General features: G+C 61.9%; 19 protein-coding genes. 7 read left to right on the plus strand and 12 right to left on the minus strand.

Annotated elements, in window-relative coordinates:
- The first annotated feature begins 110 nt into the window (after nucleotides 1–110).
- Nucleotides 111–1,112, plus strand: a complete 1,002-nt coding sequence (locus FJW08_RS18005; RefSeq protein ID WP_140811711.1) for a polysaccharide deacetylase — start codon at nucleotides 111–113, stop codon at nucleotides 1,110–1,112.
- 26 nt (nucleotides 1,113–1,138) lie between these two features.
- On the opposite strand, the gene sbmA is transcribed toward FJW08_RS18005, so the two are convergent.
- From sbmA to FJW08_RS18020, 3 genes are all read right to left on the minus strand, one after another.
- Complete coding sequence (gene sbmA, locus FJW08_RS18010) at nucleotides 1,139–2,401, minus strand: peptide antibiotic transporter SbmA (RefSeq protein WP_140811712.1); 1,263 nt, start codon at nucleotides 2,399–2,401, stop codon at nucleotides 1,139–1,141.
- Nucleotides 2,402–2,514: 113 nt separating this feature from the next.
- The gene (locus FJW08_RS18015) at nucleotides 2,515–3,675 is read right to left on the minus strand and encodes a YbfB/YjiJ family MFS transporter (RefSeq protein WP_140811713.1); all 1,161 of its coding nucleotides are present in this window, start codon (nucleotides 3,673–3,675) and stop codon (nucleotides 2,515–2,517) included.
- Nucleotides 3,676–3,747: 72 nt separating this feature from the next.
- Nucleotides 3,748–3,972: a propionyl-CoA synthetase gene (locus tag FJW08_RS18020; protein ID WP_140811714.1), complete on the minus strand. Its 225-nt coding sequence runs from the start codon at nucleotides 3,970–3,972 to the stop codon at nucleotides 3,748–3,750.
- 100 nt (nucleotides 3,973–4,072) lie between these two features.
- Here FJW08_RS18020 and FJW08_RS18025 point away from each other — a divergent pair, with 100 nt between their 5' ends.
- Genes FJW08_RS18025 through FJW08_RS18035 form a run of 3 tightly spaced genes read left to right on the plus strand, consistent with a single transcriptional unit; the run spans nucleotide 4,073 to nucleotide 6,694 of the window.
- Entirely contained in the window at nucleotides 4,073–5,065 is a 993-nt protein-coding gene (locus tag FJW08_RS18025; RefSeq protein ID WP_140811715.1) for a LysR substrate-binding domain-containing protein, read from the plus strand.
- Nucleotides 5,062–6,318 carry an aminopeptidase gene (locus FJW08_RS18030; protein WP_140811716.1) on the plus strand — a complete coding sequence of 419 codons (1,257 nt, stop codon included), beginning with the start codon at nucleotides 5,062–5,064 and terminating at the stop codon, nucleotides 6,316–6,318. The genes FJW08_RS18025 and FJW08_RS18030 overlap by 4 nt, the downstream gene beginning before the upstream one ends.
- Before the next feature lie 19 nt (nucleotides 6,319–6,337).
- The gene (locus FJW08_RS18035; protein WP_140811717.1) at nucleotides 6,338–6,694 is read left to right on the plus strand and encodes a DUF488 domain-containing protein; all 357 of its coding nucleotides are present in this window, start codon (nucleotides 6,338–6,340) and stop codon (nucleotides 6,692–6,694) included.
- A gap of 62 nt (nucleotides 6,695–6,756) precedes the next feature.
- Here FJW08_RS18035 and FJW08_RS18040 read toward each other — a convergent pair whose 3' ends face one another.
- Nucleotides 6,757–7,110, minus strand: coding sequence for an ArsC family reductase (locus FJW08_RS18040; RefSeq protein WP_140811718.1), 354 nt, complete (start codon nucleotides 7,108–7,110; stop codon nucleotides 6,757–6,759).
- 112 nt (nucleotides 7,111–7,222) lie between these two features.
- Nucleotides 7,223–7,576: a nuclear transport factor 2 family protein gene (locus tag FJW08_RS18045; protein ID WP_140811719.1), complete on the minus strand. Its 354-nt coding sequence runs from the start codon at nucleotides 7,574–7,576 to the stop codon at nucleotides 7,223–7,225.
- 166 nt (nucleotides 7,577–7,742) lie between these two features.
- On the opposite strand from FJW08_RS18045, the gene FJW08_RS18050 reads away from it, so the two are divergent.
- Entirely contained in the window at nucleotides 7,743–8,447 is a 705-nt protein-coding gene (locus tag FJW08_RS18050) for an SOS response-associated peptidase (protein WP_140811751.1), read from the plus strand.
- A gap of 7 nt (nucleotides 8,448–8,454) precedes the next feature.
- Here the strand turns inward: FJW08_RS18050 and FJW08_RS18055 are convergent, their stop codons facing one another.
- The 7 genes from FJW08_RS18055 to FJW08_RS18085 form a co-directional block, all read right to left on the minus strand.
- Nucleotides 8,455–8,721, minus strand: coding sequence for a hypothetical protein (locus FJW08_RS18055; protein WP_246682406.1), 267 nt, complete (start codon nucleotides 8,719–8,721; stop codon nucleotides 8,455–8,457).
- A 177-nt stretch (nucleotides 8,722–8,898) separates the two neighbouring features.
- Nucleotides 8,899–9,984 carry an ABC transporter ATP-binding protein gene (locus FJW08_RS18060; RefSeq protein ID WP_140811721.1) on the minus strand — a complete coding sequence of 362 codons (1,086 nt, stop codon included), beginning with the start codon at nucleotides 9,982–9,984 and terminating at the stop codon, nucleotides 8,899–8,901.
- A complete protein-coding gene (locus FJW08_RS18065; RefSeq protein WP_140811722.1) occupies nucleotides 9,974–10,582 on the minus strand; it encodes a cupin domain-containing protein in 609 nt (202 codons plus the stop codon). The genes FJW08_RS18060 and FJW08_RS18065 overlap by 11 nt, the downstream gene beginning before the upstream one ends.
- Nucleotides 10,583–10,829: 247 nt before the next feature.
- Nucleotides 10,830–11,900 carry an ABC transporter substrate-binding protein gene (locus tag FJW08_RS18070; protein ID WP_140759918.1) on the minus strand — a complete coding sequence of 357 codons (1,071 nt, stop codon included), beginning with the start codon at nucleotides 11,898–11,900 and terminating at the stop codon, nucleotides 10,830–10,832.
- A 28-nt stretch (nucleotides 11,901–11,928) separates the two neighbouring features.
- Nucleotides 11,929–12,750 carry an ABC transporter permease gene (locus FJW08_RS18075; protein ID WP_181182956.1) on the minus strand — a complete coding sequence of 274 codons (822 nt, stop codon included), beginning with the start codon at nucleotides 12,748–12,750 and terminating at the stop codon, nucleotides 11,929–11,931.
- Nucleotides 12,747–13,634, minus strand: coding sequence for an ABC transporter permease (locus tag FJW08_RS18080; RefSeq protein WP_140759916.1), 888 nt, complete (start codon nucleotides 13,632–13,634; stop codon nucleotides 12,747–12,749). Before FJW08_RS18080 ends, FJW08_RS18075 begins: the two co-directional genes overlap by 4 nt.
- 258 nt (nucleotides 13,635–13,892) lie before the next feature.
- Nucleotides 13,893–14,792 (minus strand): SMP-30/gluconolactonase/LRE family protein, encoded by a 900-nt coding sequence (locus tag FJW08_RS18085; protein ID WP_140811723.1) that lies wholly within the window; start codon nucleotides 14,790–14,792, stop codon nucleotides 13,893–13,895.
- Between the two features lie 105 nt (nucleotides 14,793–14,897).
- Here FJW08_RS18085 and FJW08_RS18090 point away from each other — a divergent pair, with 105 nt between their 5' ends.
- Nucleotides 14,898–15,617, plus strand: a complete 720-nt coding sequence (locus tag FJW08_RS18090; protein ID WP_140811724.1) for a FadR/GntR family transcriptional regulator — start codon at nucleotides 14,898–14,900, stop codon at nucleotides 15,615–15,617.
- A 1-nt stretch (nucleotide 15,618) separates the two neighbouring features.
- On the plus strand, nucleotides 15,619–16,821 hold the full coding sequence (locus FJW08_RS18095) for a mandelate racemase/muconate lactonizing enzyme family protein (RefSeq protein ID WP_140811725.1): 1,203 nt from the start codon (nucleotides 15,619–15,621) through the stop codon (nucleotides 16,819–16,821).
- Nucleotides 16,822–16,839: the final 18 nt, after the last annotated feature.

Consider the following 16,839-nt stretch of genomic DNA (forward strand, 5'->3'; position numbering starts at 1 on the left):
GAGCGGAAAATCGGCTATTCCCGCGGCAAACCCACGAAAACCCGATCGCACCGGCGCCACATTTGCGCGATAGCCGGCTTGCCGACCATCTGGAGCCCGTAGATTTGCCGATGCCTCGTTTGTCCCGCGTTGTTGCGTTCTCGCTTGCCTCGCTCGCCGCCGCCGGCGCGGCCCTGGCCGATCCGCCCGCGCCACCAGCACCGGCAAGGCCGAAGCAGGTCGTCATCATCTCCTTCGACAGCGCGCGCGACATCTCGCAGTGGAAGCGCAGCCGGGCGCTAGCCCAGCGCACCGGCGCGCATTTCACCTATTTCCTGTCATGCGTCTTCCTGCTGTCGCCCGAGACACGCGGCCAATACACCGCGCCGGGCAAGAGCGCGGGCAAATCCAACATCGGCTTTGCCGCCTCCAGGCAGGAAGTGGCCGAGCGGCTGGAACAGATCGGCCTCGCCGCCCATGAGGGCCACGACATCGCCAGCCACGCCTGCGGCCATTTCGACGGCAAGGACTGGACCAAGGCCGACTGGCTGAAAGAGTTCGCCTCATTCGAGCACATTCTCGAGGACGCCTATGCGATCAACGGCATTGCGCCCGAACCCGAGGGCTGGCGTGATTTCGCGCGGCATACGGTGGTGGGTTTCCGGGCGCCGTATCTGTCGACAGGCAAGGCGCTCTACGAGGCGCTGCCGACAGCCGGTTATCAGTTCGATGCCAGCGGCGTTTCAAAAGGCCCTGCCCTGCCGCCGACCATCGGCGGCATCACCCGTTTTTCCCTGCCGCAGATCCCGGAGGGACCGACATCGCGGCCGGTGATCGCCATGGATTACAATCTCTATGTCAGGCATTCCGCCGGCTTCGAGCGGCCGAGCCAGGCCGGCGAGTTCGCCGACCGCACTTATCAGGCGTTTCGCACTGCGTTCGAAGCACAATATCAGGGCAAGCGCATTCCGCTGGAACTCGGCTTCCATTTCACGCTGATGAATGACGGCGCCTACTGGAATGCGCTGGAACGCTTTGCCGGCGAGGTCTGCATCAAGGCCGATGTCGAATGCATCACTTTTCGCGACTATGTTTCGCGGCAGGATGGCGGCCAGAAAGTCGTGGGCGGCTGAGCCGTGCACGGTGCTTTCCGTTCGTGTCAAGCAGGGTCGGGCTGACGAGCTTGGCGTTCGATGAAGCGGCGATCGATACCGGGAAGTGGTTCGCCGTCCAAAGTCGCCTCAAAAGCGCGCAGACGTTTGTAGATAGACGTCAACACGACAATGTCACTCCAAGAATTGACCAGATACTGGAACGAAGAGCGCACTTGGTCGAACGAATTAAGAATCTGGTTAAGCGCTCCTAGTTTTATTTTCCCCGCTACCATCGTAGGTACAAGAACTATGTAAGGAAATATGTTGTCAATCTGCAGATAGAAAATTCTTGCAACATTAAAATAGACGTAGTGAAAATATAGCCTGAAATAATTTTTTCGAACGTTATCGAACAATTCTCTGACGGTTTGCGGCTGGGCTCGATTTTCGTCATCTTCGCCATAAACAAGTTCTTTACGGTAGGCAGCTTCCACCCTCTGATTCCGAAACTCAAGCCCCGGCAACTTGATTCCAACCAGCCAAAGGAAAGTGGTCCCGAAGATCGACCAGAGGATGGCAACAACTACAAGTGAGTGCGGCACCTCACCCACGATAGGAAGCTCCGTGACAACTGCAGAAAAGTGCATCAGAAGCGGCAGGAATGCGATCAGCGTCATGATCGAGCTTACCAAGCTGACTCCGAGGCCTTCCATCATATTGGAAAACCGCATCGTATCATCCTGGACGCGCTGCGACGCGCCCTCGATATGACGCAACCTCTCCCAGTTGGCCATGTAATAATTGTTCATCGCTGTACGCCAGCGGAATATCCAATGGCTAACGAAGAACCTATTGAGGACCCCCACGGTCACAGCTAGGAGCGCTATCCAGGTAATTGTGAGAAGCTGCGAGTAAAAATCCCATGGAGTGGTAGAAAATGGCGTGCCAAGCGCCTTCTGGATCAAATCGTAAAACGGACCATACCAATCGTTGAAAGCTACACTTACCTGAACTTGGTAATAGATAACAAACAGGATCAATGACGATCCAAGAATTGACCAATTTTGCGAAGGATGGGGCCGATACCAAGTCCAAAAACCATAGAAAATTAAGACAACAGCGCTGAAATATATGTAGAACCAAAGAAACGGCTTAGACCAGAAGACCGACACGCCAACGATCTTTGCGACATCAGAAGCATGGGGTGGGAGACCTACGAAGGCTCCAATTTGCTCGCCACCAAAGAACCAAAACAGGACCGCCGCAAGGCTCCAGATGGCGGCCGAAGAGAAGAAGAGCTTCGGCTGCGGGAAGAAGGATACGAACACTGTGGCGAATTCCTCGATCTATGCGCAAATCAGGTGGGTTCGGCGGGCATAAGGTCACACATTAGGGGGAAAGAAAATGCCTGCCCGATCTCAGGCGCAGAGCAAGACCACAATCATGGCGATTTTGGCGCGGCCGACCATGTGACGGCGCCGGAGACGACCAGGACGGCCGCGGCGACGATCGAGGCGAGGAAGAAATCGCCCGACGCCTGGGCCAGAAGCCCGGCCGCGATCGGGCCGGTGATCTGGCCAAGACCGAAGGAGGCGGTCATCAGGGCAAAGACGCGCCGGGGCGACCCCGGCGCCTGCTGCCGCGCCGCCTGCAGGCCCAGTGCCGTGATGGCAATGAAGGTGCCGCCGAGCAGCACGCCCCCAAGCAGCGGCCCCGTGCGGCCGCCGGCGGCGACGCTCGCGGTAACGCCGACAACTTCGACGAAGCATCCCAAGGCATAGGCGGCATAGAGCCCGATCCGCCCCGCTAACTTTTGCCACAGCCAGACCGAAGGGAAACCGGCAAGGCCGGCAACCATCCACACTACGGCCTCCAAGACACGGCTGCCGCCGCCCTGGCGGACGATGGCGACGAGGAAGGTCGCCGTCACAACGTAGCCGAAACCGAACAGGCCATAGGCGACGATCACCTTGATCAGCGACCGGTCTTTCGGCAGCCCCGGTTCATGGAGGGCTTCGCCATTGGTGAGCGGACCTTGGTTCGCCAGCAACGCCACGGCGACGAAGCCGCAAGCCGAAATCGCGCCCGACCACAGCCAGCCCTGCGCCCACCCGGCGTGTTCGGTGACCAGCACGGCCATCATCGCCGCCGATATCGCGATGCCGAGGCCAACCCCGCCGAAATGCCAGGCCTGCAGGTCGCCGCGCCCGGCCGCAGCGATATGGCTGAAAACGATGCTGGCCATGAACACCATGACGAAAGCGCTGGCCAGGCCGGCCAGAAAACGGATGGCGAGAAAGGCGGCCATGGCGTCGGTCAGCCCCATCAAGGCGGCCAGAACGGCGCTGGCACCGAGGGCGGCCAGCATCAGCAAACGCTCGCGTCCATGCGCCCAGTTGCCCGCCGCCACCAACGCGCCGACGAGGTAGCCGAGATAGTTGGCCGAGGCGATCCAGCCGGCATCGGCCGGCGACAGATGCAGTTCCTCCATCATGCCGGGCAGGATCGGCGTATAGACGAAGCGGCCGATGCCCATGGCCACGGCCATGGCGATCATGCCGGCGAAGGCGTAACGCAGCGCTGTCGATGCGGCCGATGTCATTGCAGTGCACAATAAATGTGCGGGCGGGTGAAACAATCCGTCTTGTGTTGGGCCAGTGCCCGGATCGCGCGCTCAGCAGCGCCCGCCGCAACCGGCATTCAGTGAAACGACCTCATGCACGGTCCGGCGCGCCGTCAAGCGGAACGGCACATCACCGAGTTCGCGCTCCGACATCGCGTCCAGCGCGGGATGGGCAAGCGGATCGGTCAGCCAGCTCAGCGTATCGATATCGCAGCGCGCGTCATCCGCCGAAGTGACGGCGAACAGGACCTTCAACGACGACAACATGCTCAGCATTTCCGGCTCCATGGGGCCTGTCTGTCTCCATCGATAAAGTCCGCCGTTTCGATATCTCTTTCAATTGAGATTCCAGCCGGATCGGTTTAGAAAATCTCAAATGGCCATGCTCAACCGCGTTCATCTCAACGGCCTTCGCGCCGTGGAAACCGTCGCCCGTCTCGGCTCGCTCGCCACCGCCGCCAGCGAACTCAACGTTTCCGTCAGCGCCGTCAGCCAGCAGGTCAGCCGTACCGAAAAGCAACTCGGCCAGGCCCTGTTCGAGCGTACGACAAGCGGTCTCGTCCTGACCGAATTCGGCGCCATCTTCGCGGCCCGCCTTGGCGCTGGATTTCGCGAGCTTGCCCAGGCCGTGGCAATGGCCGACGAGGCGACCCAATGCACACTGGTAGTTTCGGCGGCACCGGCCTTTGCCTCCAAATGGCTGCTGCCACGGCTGTCGCGGCACTTCGACCGGCATCCCAACGTACTGTTGCGTATCGACGCTTTGGTGCGGCTGGCCAATCTCGATCGCTCGGACGTCGACATCGCCATCCGGCTTGGCGACGGCAAATGGCCGGGCGGAAAGGCGGAGCTGCTTCTGGCGCAGGAAGTCTTCCCGGTCTGCGCGCCTGGCATTGCAAGAAAACTGAAGTCGATCGGCGATCTCGAGCAGACCTGCGCCATCACCGACGAGCGGGCGATGATCAGCTGGGAGAGCTGGTTCGCGGCCGCCGGCGTTCCACCCGTCACCTTCCAGAAAGGCGCGCGCTTCACCGACCCGATGCTGTGCCTGGAATCGGCGATCGCCGGCCATGGCGTGATGCTGGGCTGGCAATTGCTGACGGCCGATGCGTTGGCCGATGGGCGGCTGGTGGCGCCGTTCGGAATCCGCGCCCAGAGCGGGCTCGGCTACTGGCTGGTGACCTCGTCGACCAAGACCGAAAGCAGCAAGGTCCGGGACTTCAAGGCCTGGATCAAGGAAGAGATCGCGGCGACGATGGCGCAGTTCGGATCGTCGGTCGCGGAGCCCAGCGGCGCGATCGCGGTGGAAAGCACCGCGGCACCGGTCTATGTTCAATCAGACATCCCACGACGACAGGCAGGATCATGACCACACATTCGCGCGGCGTTTCCGCAACCATCGACCCGGTGAAGCTCGACAGGCTGGCGGAGGTCGCCATCAAGGTCGGGCTGCAATTGCAGCCTGGACAGGACCTGGTGCTGACCTCCTCGATCGCGGCGCTGCCGCTGACCAGGCGCATCGTCGAGCATGCCTACAAGGCCGGCGCCGGACTGGTGACGCCGATCTTCAACGATGACGAGATGACGCTGGCGCGCTACCGTTTTGGCGCCGATGCCGGCTTCGACCGCGCCGCCGGCTGGCTCTATGAAGGCATGGCGAAGGCCTTTTCCAACAATGCGGCGAGGCTCGCCGTGCGCGGCGAGGATCCTTCGCTGCTGTCGGCACAGGATCCGGCCAAGGTGGCGCGTGCCAACAAGGCCAATTCGATGGCCTACCAGCCGGCGCTGGAGAAGATCACCGGCTTCGACATCAACTGGAACATCGTCGCCTATCCGGACCTGGCCTGGGCAAAACAGGTGTTTCCGGGCGAGCCCGACGATGTCGCCGTGGCGAAGCTGGCGGACGCCATCTTCTCCGCTTCGCGCGTCGACGTCGAGGATCCGATCGCCAACTGGAAGGCGCACAATGCGGCATTGCGCGGCCGCACCGAATGGCTCAACGGCCACAATTTCCATGCGCTGCACTTCACTGGACCGGGCACCGAGCTGACGGTCGGGCTGGCCGATGGCCATGAGTGGATGGGCGGCGCCTCGACCGCCAAGAACGGCATCACCTGCAACCCCAACATCCCGACCGAGGAAGTTTTCACCACGCCGCATGCGAGGCGCGTCGAGGGGCATGTCTCCTCGACCAAGCCGCTGTCCTACCAGGGCACGCTGATCGACGACATCTCGGTGCGCTTCGAGGAAGGCAGGATCGTCGAAGCCAAGGCTTCGAAAGGCGAGGACGTGCTGAAGAAAGTGCTCGACACCGACGAAGGCGCGCGTCGCCTCGGCGAAGTGGCGCTGGTGCCGCATTCCTCGCCGATCTCGGCCAGCGGCCTGTTGTTCTTCAACACGCTGTTCGATGAAAACGCCGCCTGCCACATCGCACTCGGCCAGTGCTATTCGAAGTGCTTCGTCGACGGCGCCTCGCTCAGCCAGGACGAAATCGCGGCGCGCGGCGGCAACAAGAGTTTTATCCATATCGACTGGATGATCGGCTCGGACAAGATCGACCTTGACGGCGTCGCCAAGGATGGCAGCCGCGTGCCAGTGATGCGCAAGGGCGAGTGGGCCTGAGAGGCCAGTTGAGGTGGTGATGGCCTTCGATATCGCAGTCAAGCGCGTCTATGAAGCACCCGGCAACGACGATGGCCAGCGGGTGCTGGTGGATCGGATATGGCCGCGTGGCGTCGCCAAGAAGGATGCGGCGCTAACGCTGTGGCTGAAGGAGATCGCGCCGAGCGACGAACTGCGCAAATGGTTCGGGCATGAGCCGGCGCGTTGGGCGGAGTTTCAGAAGCGGTACCGTGGCGAGCTGGACGGGAATGAAAAGGCGGTGGCGCAACTTCGCGCCCTGCTCGGCGACGGCAAGGTGACGCTGCTCTACGGCGCCCACGACGAAGCGCATAACAACGCCGTGGCGCTGGCGGGGTATTTGCGAGCCCACCCCTAGCACCGAGACGCCGGCGGGACAGCGGGGGGTGCGAAGGATCGCTGCGCGGCTGAGAGTCGGGTCTACTTCCCGCCCACCGCCCCTTCATAAACATCCGGCTTAAACCCGACGAGGACGCTGTCTCCTATCTCCAGCACCGGACGCTTGATCATTGTCGGCCTAGCCAGCATCAGCGCTTTCGCCTTCTTCTCGTCGAGACCTTGCTTATCCGTCTCCGGCAGTTCGCGAAACGTCGTGCTGCCCTTGTTGAGCAGCTTTTCCCAGCCGACCTTGCCGACCCAGCCATCCAGCCTGTCTGCCTCGATCCCTTCGGCGCGATAGTCGTGGAAACGATAGGGAACGTCATGGCTCTCCAGCCAGACGCGCGCCTTCTTGATCGTGTCGCAGGTGGTGATGCCGTACATGGTGATCGTCAAAGCGTGGTCCTCTGGCTGAAAGTCGAATCCGCCCACAGCCTAAAACCGCTCTTCCCGCTTTGCCAGCAAATCGGCGAAGTGGGCCGGAAGCCGATCGCTCCGGCCCGGTAGCTCAATAATAGAAGCGCTCCTCGGCGATCTTGCCGTCCTTGACCGTGTACAGGCCCACCTCGTCCATGGTGACACGCTGGCCGGTGGCCTTGGGCGTTATGTCAAAGGTGAAGCGCACCGCGAACTGGTCGCCGTTGACGTAGGGACCCTCGACCGAGCCGCCATGCACTTCGTTGTTGTCTTGCCACCACTGGCCTTTCTCCTTGACGGCCGCCTTGCCACTGCAGACGGCCATCGGCCCCTCCATGGCTTCGTAGCTGACGATATCATCGGCATTGTACTTCTCGGCAGCGCCTTCGTTGTCACCCTGCTTGAGGCGTTCGGTGAAATCCTTGGCAATTTCCGCGTTGGTCATTTGTGTTCCTCCTGTTCGACGCATTGGAAATAGGAAACAGCCTGCTGGCCGACCACTGCCGGACCGCTCGATAGCTGACATGGCGCTGTCAGGATGGATGCCTGCCATCCTCATCGGCAGAGCGACTTCAGTTGCAGACACAAGCCAATTCCGCAATTCTAGGCTCATGTGTAACCTCTACAATATCACCACGACGCAAGAGGCGATCCGCCAATGGACGCGCGCACTGCGCGACGTCATTGGCAACCTTGAACCTTCCGTCGACATCTATCCCAATCAACCCGGCCCAGTCGTTCGTAACTCATCAGACGGAAAGCGTGAGCTGGCAAAACTGCTTTGGGGTTTGCCAACGCCTCCGGAGCGTATGAAAGGAAAGGCCGACTACGGCACCACCAACGTTCGCAATCCGCAATATTCGCACTGGCAACGGTATGTCGGCATCGAACACAGGTGCGTCGTGCCAGTGACCAGCTTTGCCGAACCCAGCCCTACCTCGAACGACAAGGACCCAGAAACAGGCATTCAGCGAAACTACTGGTTTGCCCGTGACGAAAGCCGGTCTTTATTCTTCTTCGCTGGGTTCTGGACTCGCTGGCAGGGCGTGCGAAAAGTCAAGGACGGGCCAGGCGACTTCGAGCTGTTTGCCTTCATGACGACCAAGCCTAATGCACTCGTCGCGCCAATCCATGACAAGGCCATGCCCGTCATCCTGACGACGTCGGAAGAGACCGAGACCTGGCTGACAGCCCCATGGTCCGAAGCACGCCATTTGCAGCGTGCAGCCCGCGACCACGCTTTGACAGTCGTTGAGAAGCCAGCCACACAGATCAAGTTTCCGCGGCAGGCGCCAGCACAGGGGTCCCTTTTCTAGGCTTCGTTCAATCATCGTCTCGCCAGATCACTCGGCGAACCATGCGGATTTCGACAAGGCGCCTGACACGAATTTTCAGACGTTCGGCAGCGCTGGGCAGAACGATGCCTGCGTCAAGCTCGCGCTCTTTACATCGCTCGCATCGCATATGCCGTTCGACGTCCCAAAAGGGAATGTCGCCGACCAGCTTGACGAGGTCGCCGGGCAGGTAGTGCCGCGTGATGTTGCAGTTCCGGCACCGGACACGGATTAGCTGCCCGACTTCGTGGGCCAAGCAAAGGGTTTGCACATTTCGGCGCGGCCGGCTGCTGGGTTCGGGCATCCGCCAAAATAGGAATTCATTCCTCGGCGAGTCAATTCCTACTTAATTCCATTGTTTTTTGTTTCCCCGGCGTTGACCACATAGAACCGGATTGCTGAAAGGAATCCGTCCCATGGCGGCGTCCAACAACTACCTGGGCAGCATCGGGCAGTTGGCGCCACGGCGAAGGCTGATATGCGCCACGTCGCCGGCGCTGAATTGAAAGCCCTCGGCCTGGCGCGGCACGTCTATGACAACGGGCATGCCTTGCCCCAGTTCCGCGTGAAGCCGCAACGTGCGGCCATGGAAGACGATGCTGTTGACCCGCGCCGGCGCCGTGCCGGGCGTGGCCTCGGTGGCCGCCAGCAAATCCTCCGGGCGCACACCTATGGTGCGCATCTCGCCCTCGCGGGGCCGATCGCCGCTGTCGGGGACAGCTTCCAGCGGCAAGGCGCCAGCGGTGAAACGCAGGCGATCGCCATCGCTGCCGACAAAGCGCGATTGCAGGAGGTTCATGGTGCCGATGAAACTTGCCACAAACTTGGTGGCGGGGCGGTCATAAAGCGTCGCCGGCGGTGCGGTCTGCTCGATACGGCCCTTGTTCATGACGACGATGCGGTCGGAGATCGACAGCGCTTCGGTCTGGTCATGCGTGACCATGACGAAGGTGGTGCCGAGCCGCGACTGCAGCCGCTTCAATTCGACCTGCATCTGTTCGCGCAAATGCGCGTCCAGCGCCGACAGCGGCTCGTCGAGCAAGAGCACGCGGGGCTCGCAGACAATGGCACGCGCAAGCGCCACACGCTGGCGCTGGCCGCCCGACAATTCGGAGACGCGGGCGCGAAGCTTGTCGGCAAGGCCGACCATGTCGAGAGCCTCGGCAACGCGTCTTGCCTGTTCGCCGCCGGCCAGCTTGCGCAGCGACAGGCCGAAGCCGACATTTTCGGCGACGTTCATATGGGGAAACAGCGCATAGTCCTGGAACACGGTGTTGACCGGCCGGTCGAAGGGCCGCAGCGCGGTGATGTCGCGGCCATCGAGCAACACCTTGCCGCTCGATGGACTTTCGAAACCGGCGATGACGCGCAAGCTGGTGGTCTTGCCGCAGCCGGACGGGCCCAGAAGGGTCAAGAATTCGCCACCGACGATGTCGAGATCGACGGTATCGAGCCCGACGATGCCGCCCGGAAATAGCTTCGACACCGCCTGCAGCCGCACAAGGGGATCAGGCGCCATCGCGAACCTCGGAGGGCTTGGTCGTGTTGACCCAGATTATCCGGCATTGCTCGCCGCCGGGATTGCGGAACGCATGCAGAAGCGTGCTTTTGAAAGCAAAACTGTCGCCGGTCTTCAGCAAATATTTCGTCGAATCCACCACCAGTTCGACTTCGCCCGCGAGTACACAGCCGAACTCATGGCCGGCATGCGCATAGGCTTCCGCCGTGCCGCCGCCGGCTTCCACCGTCACCAGCATGCCGGTCAGCGTGGCGCCGGGCGGCGACAACAGCGCCTTGGCGATGCCCTCCGACTTCACGGGGATCGAACGCCGCTTGTCGGCCCGCACGCAATAGAGATCATTGACGGCATCGCCGTCGTCTGCGATCAGCGCGGACGGCTCGATGTCGAGGGCGGCGGCAAGCGGCCAGATCACCTTGACGCGCAGCGATGACATGCCGCGCTCGATCTGGCTGAGCGCGCCGATCGATATGCCGGTTTTTGCCGCCAGTTCTGCCAGGGACAAACGGCGCTCGAGTCGCAACGCCCGCACGCGGCGGCCGACGCGAACGTCGGCTTCGTCCTTCGGCTTTGAAGCGGCTTCGTCAAGAACATCCATGCGTTGGTCCTTATCTCGGTCTTTTTAGGCGCATTCAACGAAGGTCGGCGCCGCCCCTCATCCGCCTGCCGGCACCTTCTCCCCGTATAGTGACGGGGAGAAGGAGCTGACCGCAGCGCTGACGCCTTTTCTGAAGCGCTGGCGATTGGCGAAATCGTCGACACTGCGCCCCTCTCCCCGTCACTATACGGGGAGAGGATGCCGGCAGGCAGGTGAGGGGCAGAGCTGACTTCGGCAATTGTTTGGTTCAACCGCCAGCCTTCACCTTCTCGAACATCTTGGCGACGTCGTCATTCTGCTTCATCGGCCCGGTGAAGATGGTGCTCTTCAGCATCACTTCCGGATCGGACGGCAGTTGCAGTTTTTCCAGTTCGTCCTTCGGCACGCCGGCGAAGGCAGTGCTCAGCGAACTGCCATAGCCGTAGGACTGGATCAGGAATTTGCCGGAGTCGGCATCCAGCCGGCTGTTGATGAAGTCATAGGCGAGATCGACGTTCTTGGCGTCCTTCAGCATGACGAAGCCGCAAGCCCAGGTCAGCATGCCCTCCTTCGGTTTCATGAACTCGACCGGCACGCCCTGCTTCTTGAGCGAGGTGGCCGACGCATTCCAGGTCATGGCGGCGACCAGTTGGCCGCTGGCAAGCGCCTGCTCGACCGAGGTCATGTCGGTCGTGTAGCTCGACAGCAGCGGGCGCTGTTCGCGCAATTTCGCCGCGACCTTGTCCATCTGCTCCGCAGTCATGTCGAAGGGGTTTACGCCGGCCAGGAGTGCGGCGACGATCGGCGTGTCGTGGACAGCATCGATGGTCGCCATACGGCCGGCATATTGCTTGTCCCACAGAAGGTTCCAGCTCGCTTCAGGGTTCTTCACCAGATCGGTGCGGTAGAGGATCGAGGTGTTGCCCCAGTCCCATGGCACCATCCAGACCTTGCCGTCGCCAGCCTGCAGATCGGGCAGGTTCTTGAACACCGGGAAGATCGAATCCCAGTTCTTGATGCGCTTGGTGTCGATCGGCTGCAGGAGGCCTTCCTTGTTCCAGCGGGCAACCTTGTCGTAGCAGGGGTGCGCGATATCAGGCCGGAAGCCGGCCTTGACCTTGGTGAAGGCATCGTCGTCGTCGCCGAAGATCGAGGCCTCGACGCCATCGGGGTGCGCGGCAAGGAAGCTCTTGTTGAAATCGGGCAGCTCATAGCCCGACCAGGTGAAGTACTGCAGCTTCTCGGCGGCGAGCGCCACGGTCGACGACAGTGCGAGTGCAAGTGCTGCGAGGCCGGCCCGGGCCTTGTGTCCCGATATCGATTTCAGGTGGACTATCATTTTCGTTCTCCTCTCTTGTTGTTGTGCTTCAGGCTAGATTGCGGCGTGCGGCGCCAAGCCCGCGATGGCGCAGAATTTCGGCGGTTCCGGCGATGATGAAGGACACGGCCAGGATTACTGTTCCGAGCGCCATGACGGTCGGCAGCGAGCGCGGAAAGCGCAGCTGGCTCCAGATGTAGAGCGGCAGCGTCGGCTCAGTCCCGGCGAGGAAGAAGACGACGATGAATTCGTCGAAGGAGATCAGGAAAGCCAGCATGAAGGCCGACAGCACGGCAGGCAGGCTGAGCGGCAGCATGACGCGCCGGAACGTCGTCCAGTCGGAAGCCCCGAGGTCGAGCGCCGCCTCGCGAACCGTCCTGGGGATGGCGGCGAAACGGCTGCGCATGATCACTACGGTGGTCGGCAACGCGACCAGGATATGGCCGAGTACGATGGCGACGCGCGACGGTCCGAGGCCGATGAGGTTGACCAGGATCAGCAGCGATATGCCGACGATGACGCCGGGAATGAGGATCGGCAGCCGCGCGACGGCACTGATCGTGGCGGCCAGCGGCGAGCGTCCATAGAGGTCCATATAGGACACGGTGATGCCGCACAGCGTGGCGCCGGAGGCGGCGACGGCGCCGATGACGAGGCTGTTGGCGAGCGCACCCGACAATGCCGGATTGCCGTAGAGGCTCGCATACCATTGCAGCGTGAAACCCTGCAGGGGAAACGCGGCCTGGATGGAATCGTTGAAGGAAAACAGCGGGATCAGCAGGACCGGCAGATAAAGGAAGACCAGATAGGCAAGCACATAGAGGCCGAGCCAGCGGCCGTCCCGTTTCATGCCGGCGCGCGCTGCTTTCATGTGCGGCTGCCAAACCGGCGGTCGGCGCCACGCGCGACCAACACCACGAGCAGGATGACCAGCATGACGCAGACCGAAAGCGCGGCGCCAAATGGCCAGTCATTGGCCTTGCCGAACTGCGACTGGATCAGCGAGCCGATCATGGTGCTGGCCGGCCCGCCGACCATGGCCGGCGTGACATAGTCGCCGACGGTCGGCACGAAAACGACGAGGGCCGCCGCCAGGACGCCCGGCATCGAATTGGGCAAGATGACACGGCGGAACGAGGTGAATGGCCTTGCACCAAGATCGGAAGCGGCTTCGAGCAGCGATTTCGGAATGGTATCCAGCGCCACATAGATCGGCAGTATGGCGAAAGGCGCGTAGGCATGGGCGAGCGTGACCACGACAGCGGCCGGCGTGTTGAGGAAGGCCAATGTCGGCTCGGACCAGATGCCACTTTCGATCAGCGCCGAATTCAACACGCCATTGTAGGCCAGAACGATCTTCCAGGCGAAGACGCGCAGGAGATAGCTGGTCCAGAATGGCAGCGTTACCAGGAACAGCAGCAGCCCGCGCCTGCGACCGGCATGGAAGGCCAGATAGTAAGCGACGGGATAGGCTGTGACGACGGTCGCCATGGTTACCAGGCCGGCGATGACCAGCGAGCGCAGCGTCACCGTCCAATAGAGTGGGTCCGAGACCACGGTGATGAAATTCGACAGACTGAAACCGGCGCCGAGCAATGAGCCGTCATTGCCGCGTAAGGCAAGGAAAAGCACGAGGCCAAGGGCGAACAGTATCAGCAGGAAGGTGACCAATGCACCGGGCAGCAACATGGTGAGGCGGAACACCGGAGAAGAGCGGAATTCCGGCAACGGCTGATTTGCTGCAAGGGTCGACATCGACCTGCCTGTAAGATTATGAAATCGCCTTAGCCTTTTTCATATTCATGAAACTGTCAAGTTGAATCACGACCTCCCGCCTGATCGGCGCCGCTAGAAGCCCATGCTCCGGTTCACGGATGTGCGGCAGATGATCCAGCGTCATCGCTACGCGGCCGAACATGCGCGATCAGCCATTCCAGATCGTATTTCGACCAGGGATGACCTAGCCGGCATTGAAGCCCGAGACGCCCGCCCGGCCGCCACGGGTCGTTGAACTTATCCAAACCTGTTGGCTGGAGCGCCCTGGACATCCGGACGGAGTGCGAACAGGCCGCCTTCTTGCGGGTTCGCCTCAAGATGATCCGAGCTCATGGTAAATCGGGCTGAAGTTACAAACAGCGTGTCAAGATTCTCGCCACCGAAAGCGCAGCTCGTTGGCCAACTGCAAGGCAGTTCCGCGATGCGGTCCAGCCTGCCGTCGAGCGCGATGCGGGCAAGGCAGCTTCCTCCCACCACCCGGCAGTTCCAGACATAGCCTTCGGCGTCCAGGCAGGAGCCGTCCGGCAGGCCGCGCCCGAAATCGACGAAGAAAGGCCGTGGTTTGCCAAGCCGCGACGCACTCTTGTCCCAGGCATAGCTGTAAAGTGCGTTCTTCGTCGTATCGGCCGTGATGAAGCGGCCGTCAGTTGCCCACACCATCGTGTTGGTGATGCCGAACCGGTCCTCGCTCAGGCTCGTCACCTCGCCATCCGGACCGATGCGATAGAGCCGGCCTTCATCCCGCGCAATGGCGACCGGCGTGTCGTCCGGTCCAATATTGTTGGCCATTGTGCCGACCCAGAACGAACCGTCCGGCGCCACGGCGCCTTCGTTGAGCCGCGTCGCTGGCCGATCCGGCTCGATCGTGGCGATCGTTCGGAATGCTCCATCGAAATCCCACAACGCGACCTCCTTGCGCAGGCCGACGATCGCGCCGCCATCCCTGCGCAGACCGATGGAGGTGACCAGATCCGGCGTCGGCCAGCTTTCATGGTCTCCGGTCGACGGATCGAGCCCGTGGATCCGGCGACCGATGATGTCGACCCAGACCAACCTGCCGCGGTGATCGTCCCAGACGAGGCTTTCGCCGACCACGTCGCGCGCGTCGAAGATCAGGGCAGCTTCCATTTCCTTCATGAGGTCCTCTGGTTCAGGTCATCCAGAAATCGACTTGACATATATCTTCTAGCTGATATATGAGCAATTAGGCAATCACCTGTCATACAGGTTTGAGGGAGTGAGATGCAGGATCCGACGGACACAGCGGGTGAGCCGAGCCCCGGCCTGGTGAGCACGGCGATCCAGGCGATTACCCGGCATATCCGCTCGGAAGGTCTTGCGCCGGGTGATCCGCTGCCCAGCGAAGCCGCCATGACGCGCCAGCTCAACGTCTCCCGCACCGTCGTGCGCGAGGCGTTTCGCTCGCTTTCTGCGATGCGCCTGATCGACATGAGCGCCGGGCGCCGGGCCACGGTCGCCAAGCTGGACACCGGCGCGATGTCGATGGTGATCGAGCACGGCATCACCACGCAACAGATCAGCGTTCACCAGGTCTATGACGTCAGGCGCACGATCGAGATGCGCACGGTAGCGCTTGCGGCACTCCGGCGCACCGATGCGGAAGCCGCCGCGATCGCGCAATCCGCCCGGTCGATGCGCGAGAATTTCCTGAACCCCGAAATTGTCATGGAGCACGACATCGCTTTCCACGAGGCGATCGCGGCTGCCTCGCACAACCCGGTCTTCTCGCTGATCGTCACAGCCTTCAGCGGCGTGACGCGCAGCACCTGGGTGATCGGCTGGCGAACCCGCTCGTCGAACGAGGACCAGCTCAAGATGATCAAGGGGCATGAGGACATAGCCGAAGCCATCCTCAAGGGCGATCCGCGGCTCGCCGCCGAACATATGGCGCAACATTTCGACAAGAGCGTCAAGGCGCTCCTCGACGCTGGAATTGCCTGACATGAAGATCGCTGCAATCGAAACCATCCGCATCGAGGAACGGCCCAACCTGCTCTGGGTCGAGGTCCATACCGACGAAGACATCACCGGTCTCGGCGAGACCTTCTTCCTGTCGCGCACCGTCGAGGAATACCTGCATGAATATGTCGCGCCGCGCGTCATAGGCCGCGATCCGCTGCAGATCGATCTCCTGGCCGCCGACCTGGTCGGCTATCTCGGGTTTCGCTCCAGCGGCGCCGAGGTGCGTGGCAACTCCGCTTTCGACATCGCGCTGTGGGACATTTTTGGCAAGGCCACCGGCCAGCCGGTCGCGCAACTGCTCGGCGGCTTCAGCCGCCAGTCGATCCGCACCTACAATACCTGCGCCGGCACCGAATACATCAAGGACGCGAAGGGCCAGACAACCGCCAATTACGGCATCGGGGCCAGGCGGGACTATGATGATCTCAACGGTTTCCTCACGCGCGCCGGCGAACTGGCGCAGGAGCTGCTCGAGGACGGCATCACCGCCATGAAGATCTGGCCGTTCGACCACGCGGCCGAAAAGACCCGCGGCAACGACATTTCGGCGACAGACCTCAAGGCCGCGCTCGAACCTTTTGAAAAGATACGCAACGCCGTCGGCGACAAGATCGACATCATGGTCGAGTTCCATTCGATGTGGCAGCTCCTGCCCGCCATGAAGATAGCTCGTGCGCTGACGCCCTTCGGCACCTACTGGCACGAAGATCCCATCCGCATGGACAGCCTCGGCGACCTCAAGCGCTACGAGGCCGCCAGTCCCGCGCCGATCTCGGCGTCCGAGACGCTTGGCAGCCGCTGGGCCTTCCGCGATTTGCTGGAAACCGGAGCTGCCGGCATCGTCATGCTGGATATTTCGTGGTGCGGCGGGCTGTCGGAGGCCCGCAAGATCGCCTCTATGGCCGAAGCCTGGCGGTTGCCGGTGGCGCCGCATGACTGCACCGGTCCCGTCGTGCTCGCCGCTTCGACGCACCTGTCGCTCAACGCCCCCAACGCGCTCGTCCAAGAGAGCGTGCGCGCCTTCTACCGCACCTGGTACCGCGACCTGGTGACCGCGCTGCCGGAGGTCAAGGACGGGATGATCACCGTGCCGCCGGGACCGGGGCTGGGGCTGGCGCTCAATCCGGACCTCGGCCGCGCTTACACCGTCCATCGCCGCGTCACCGACAAGGCGGACATCTGAGAAATCCAAAGGGAGGAA

Origin of the sequence: Mesorhizobium sp. B3-2-1 (genome assembly GCF_006439515.1) — a bacterium.
GTDB lineage: Bacteria > Pseudomonadota > Alphaproteobacteria > Rhizobiales > Rhizobiaceae > Mesorhizobium.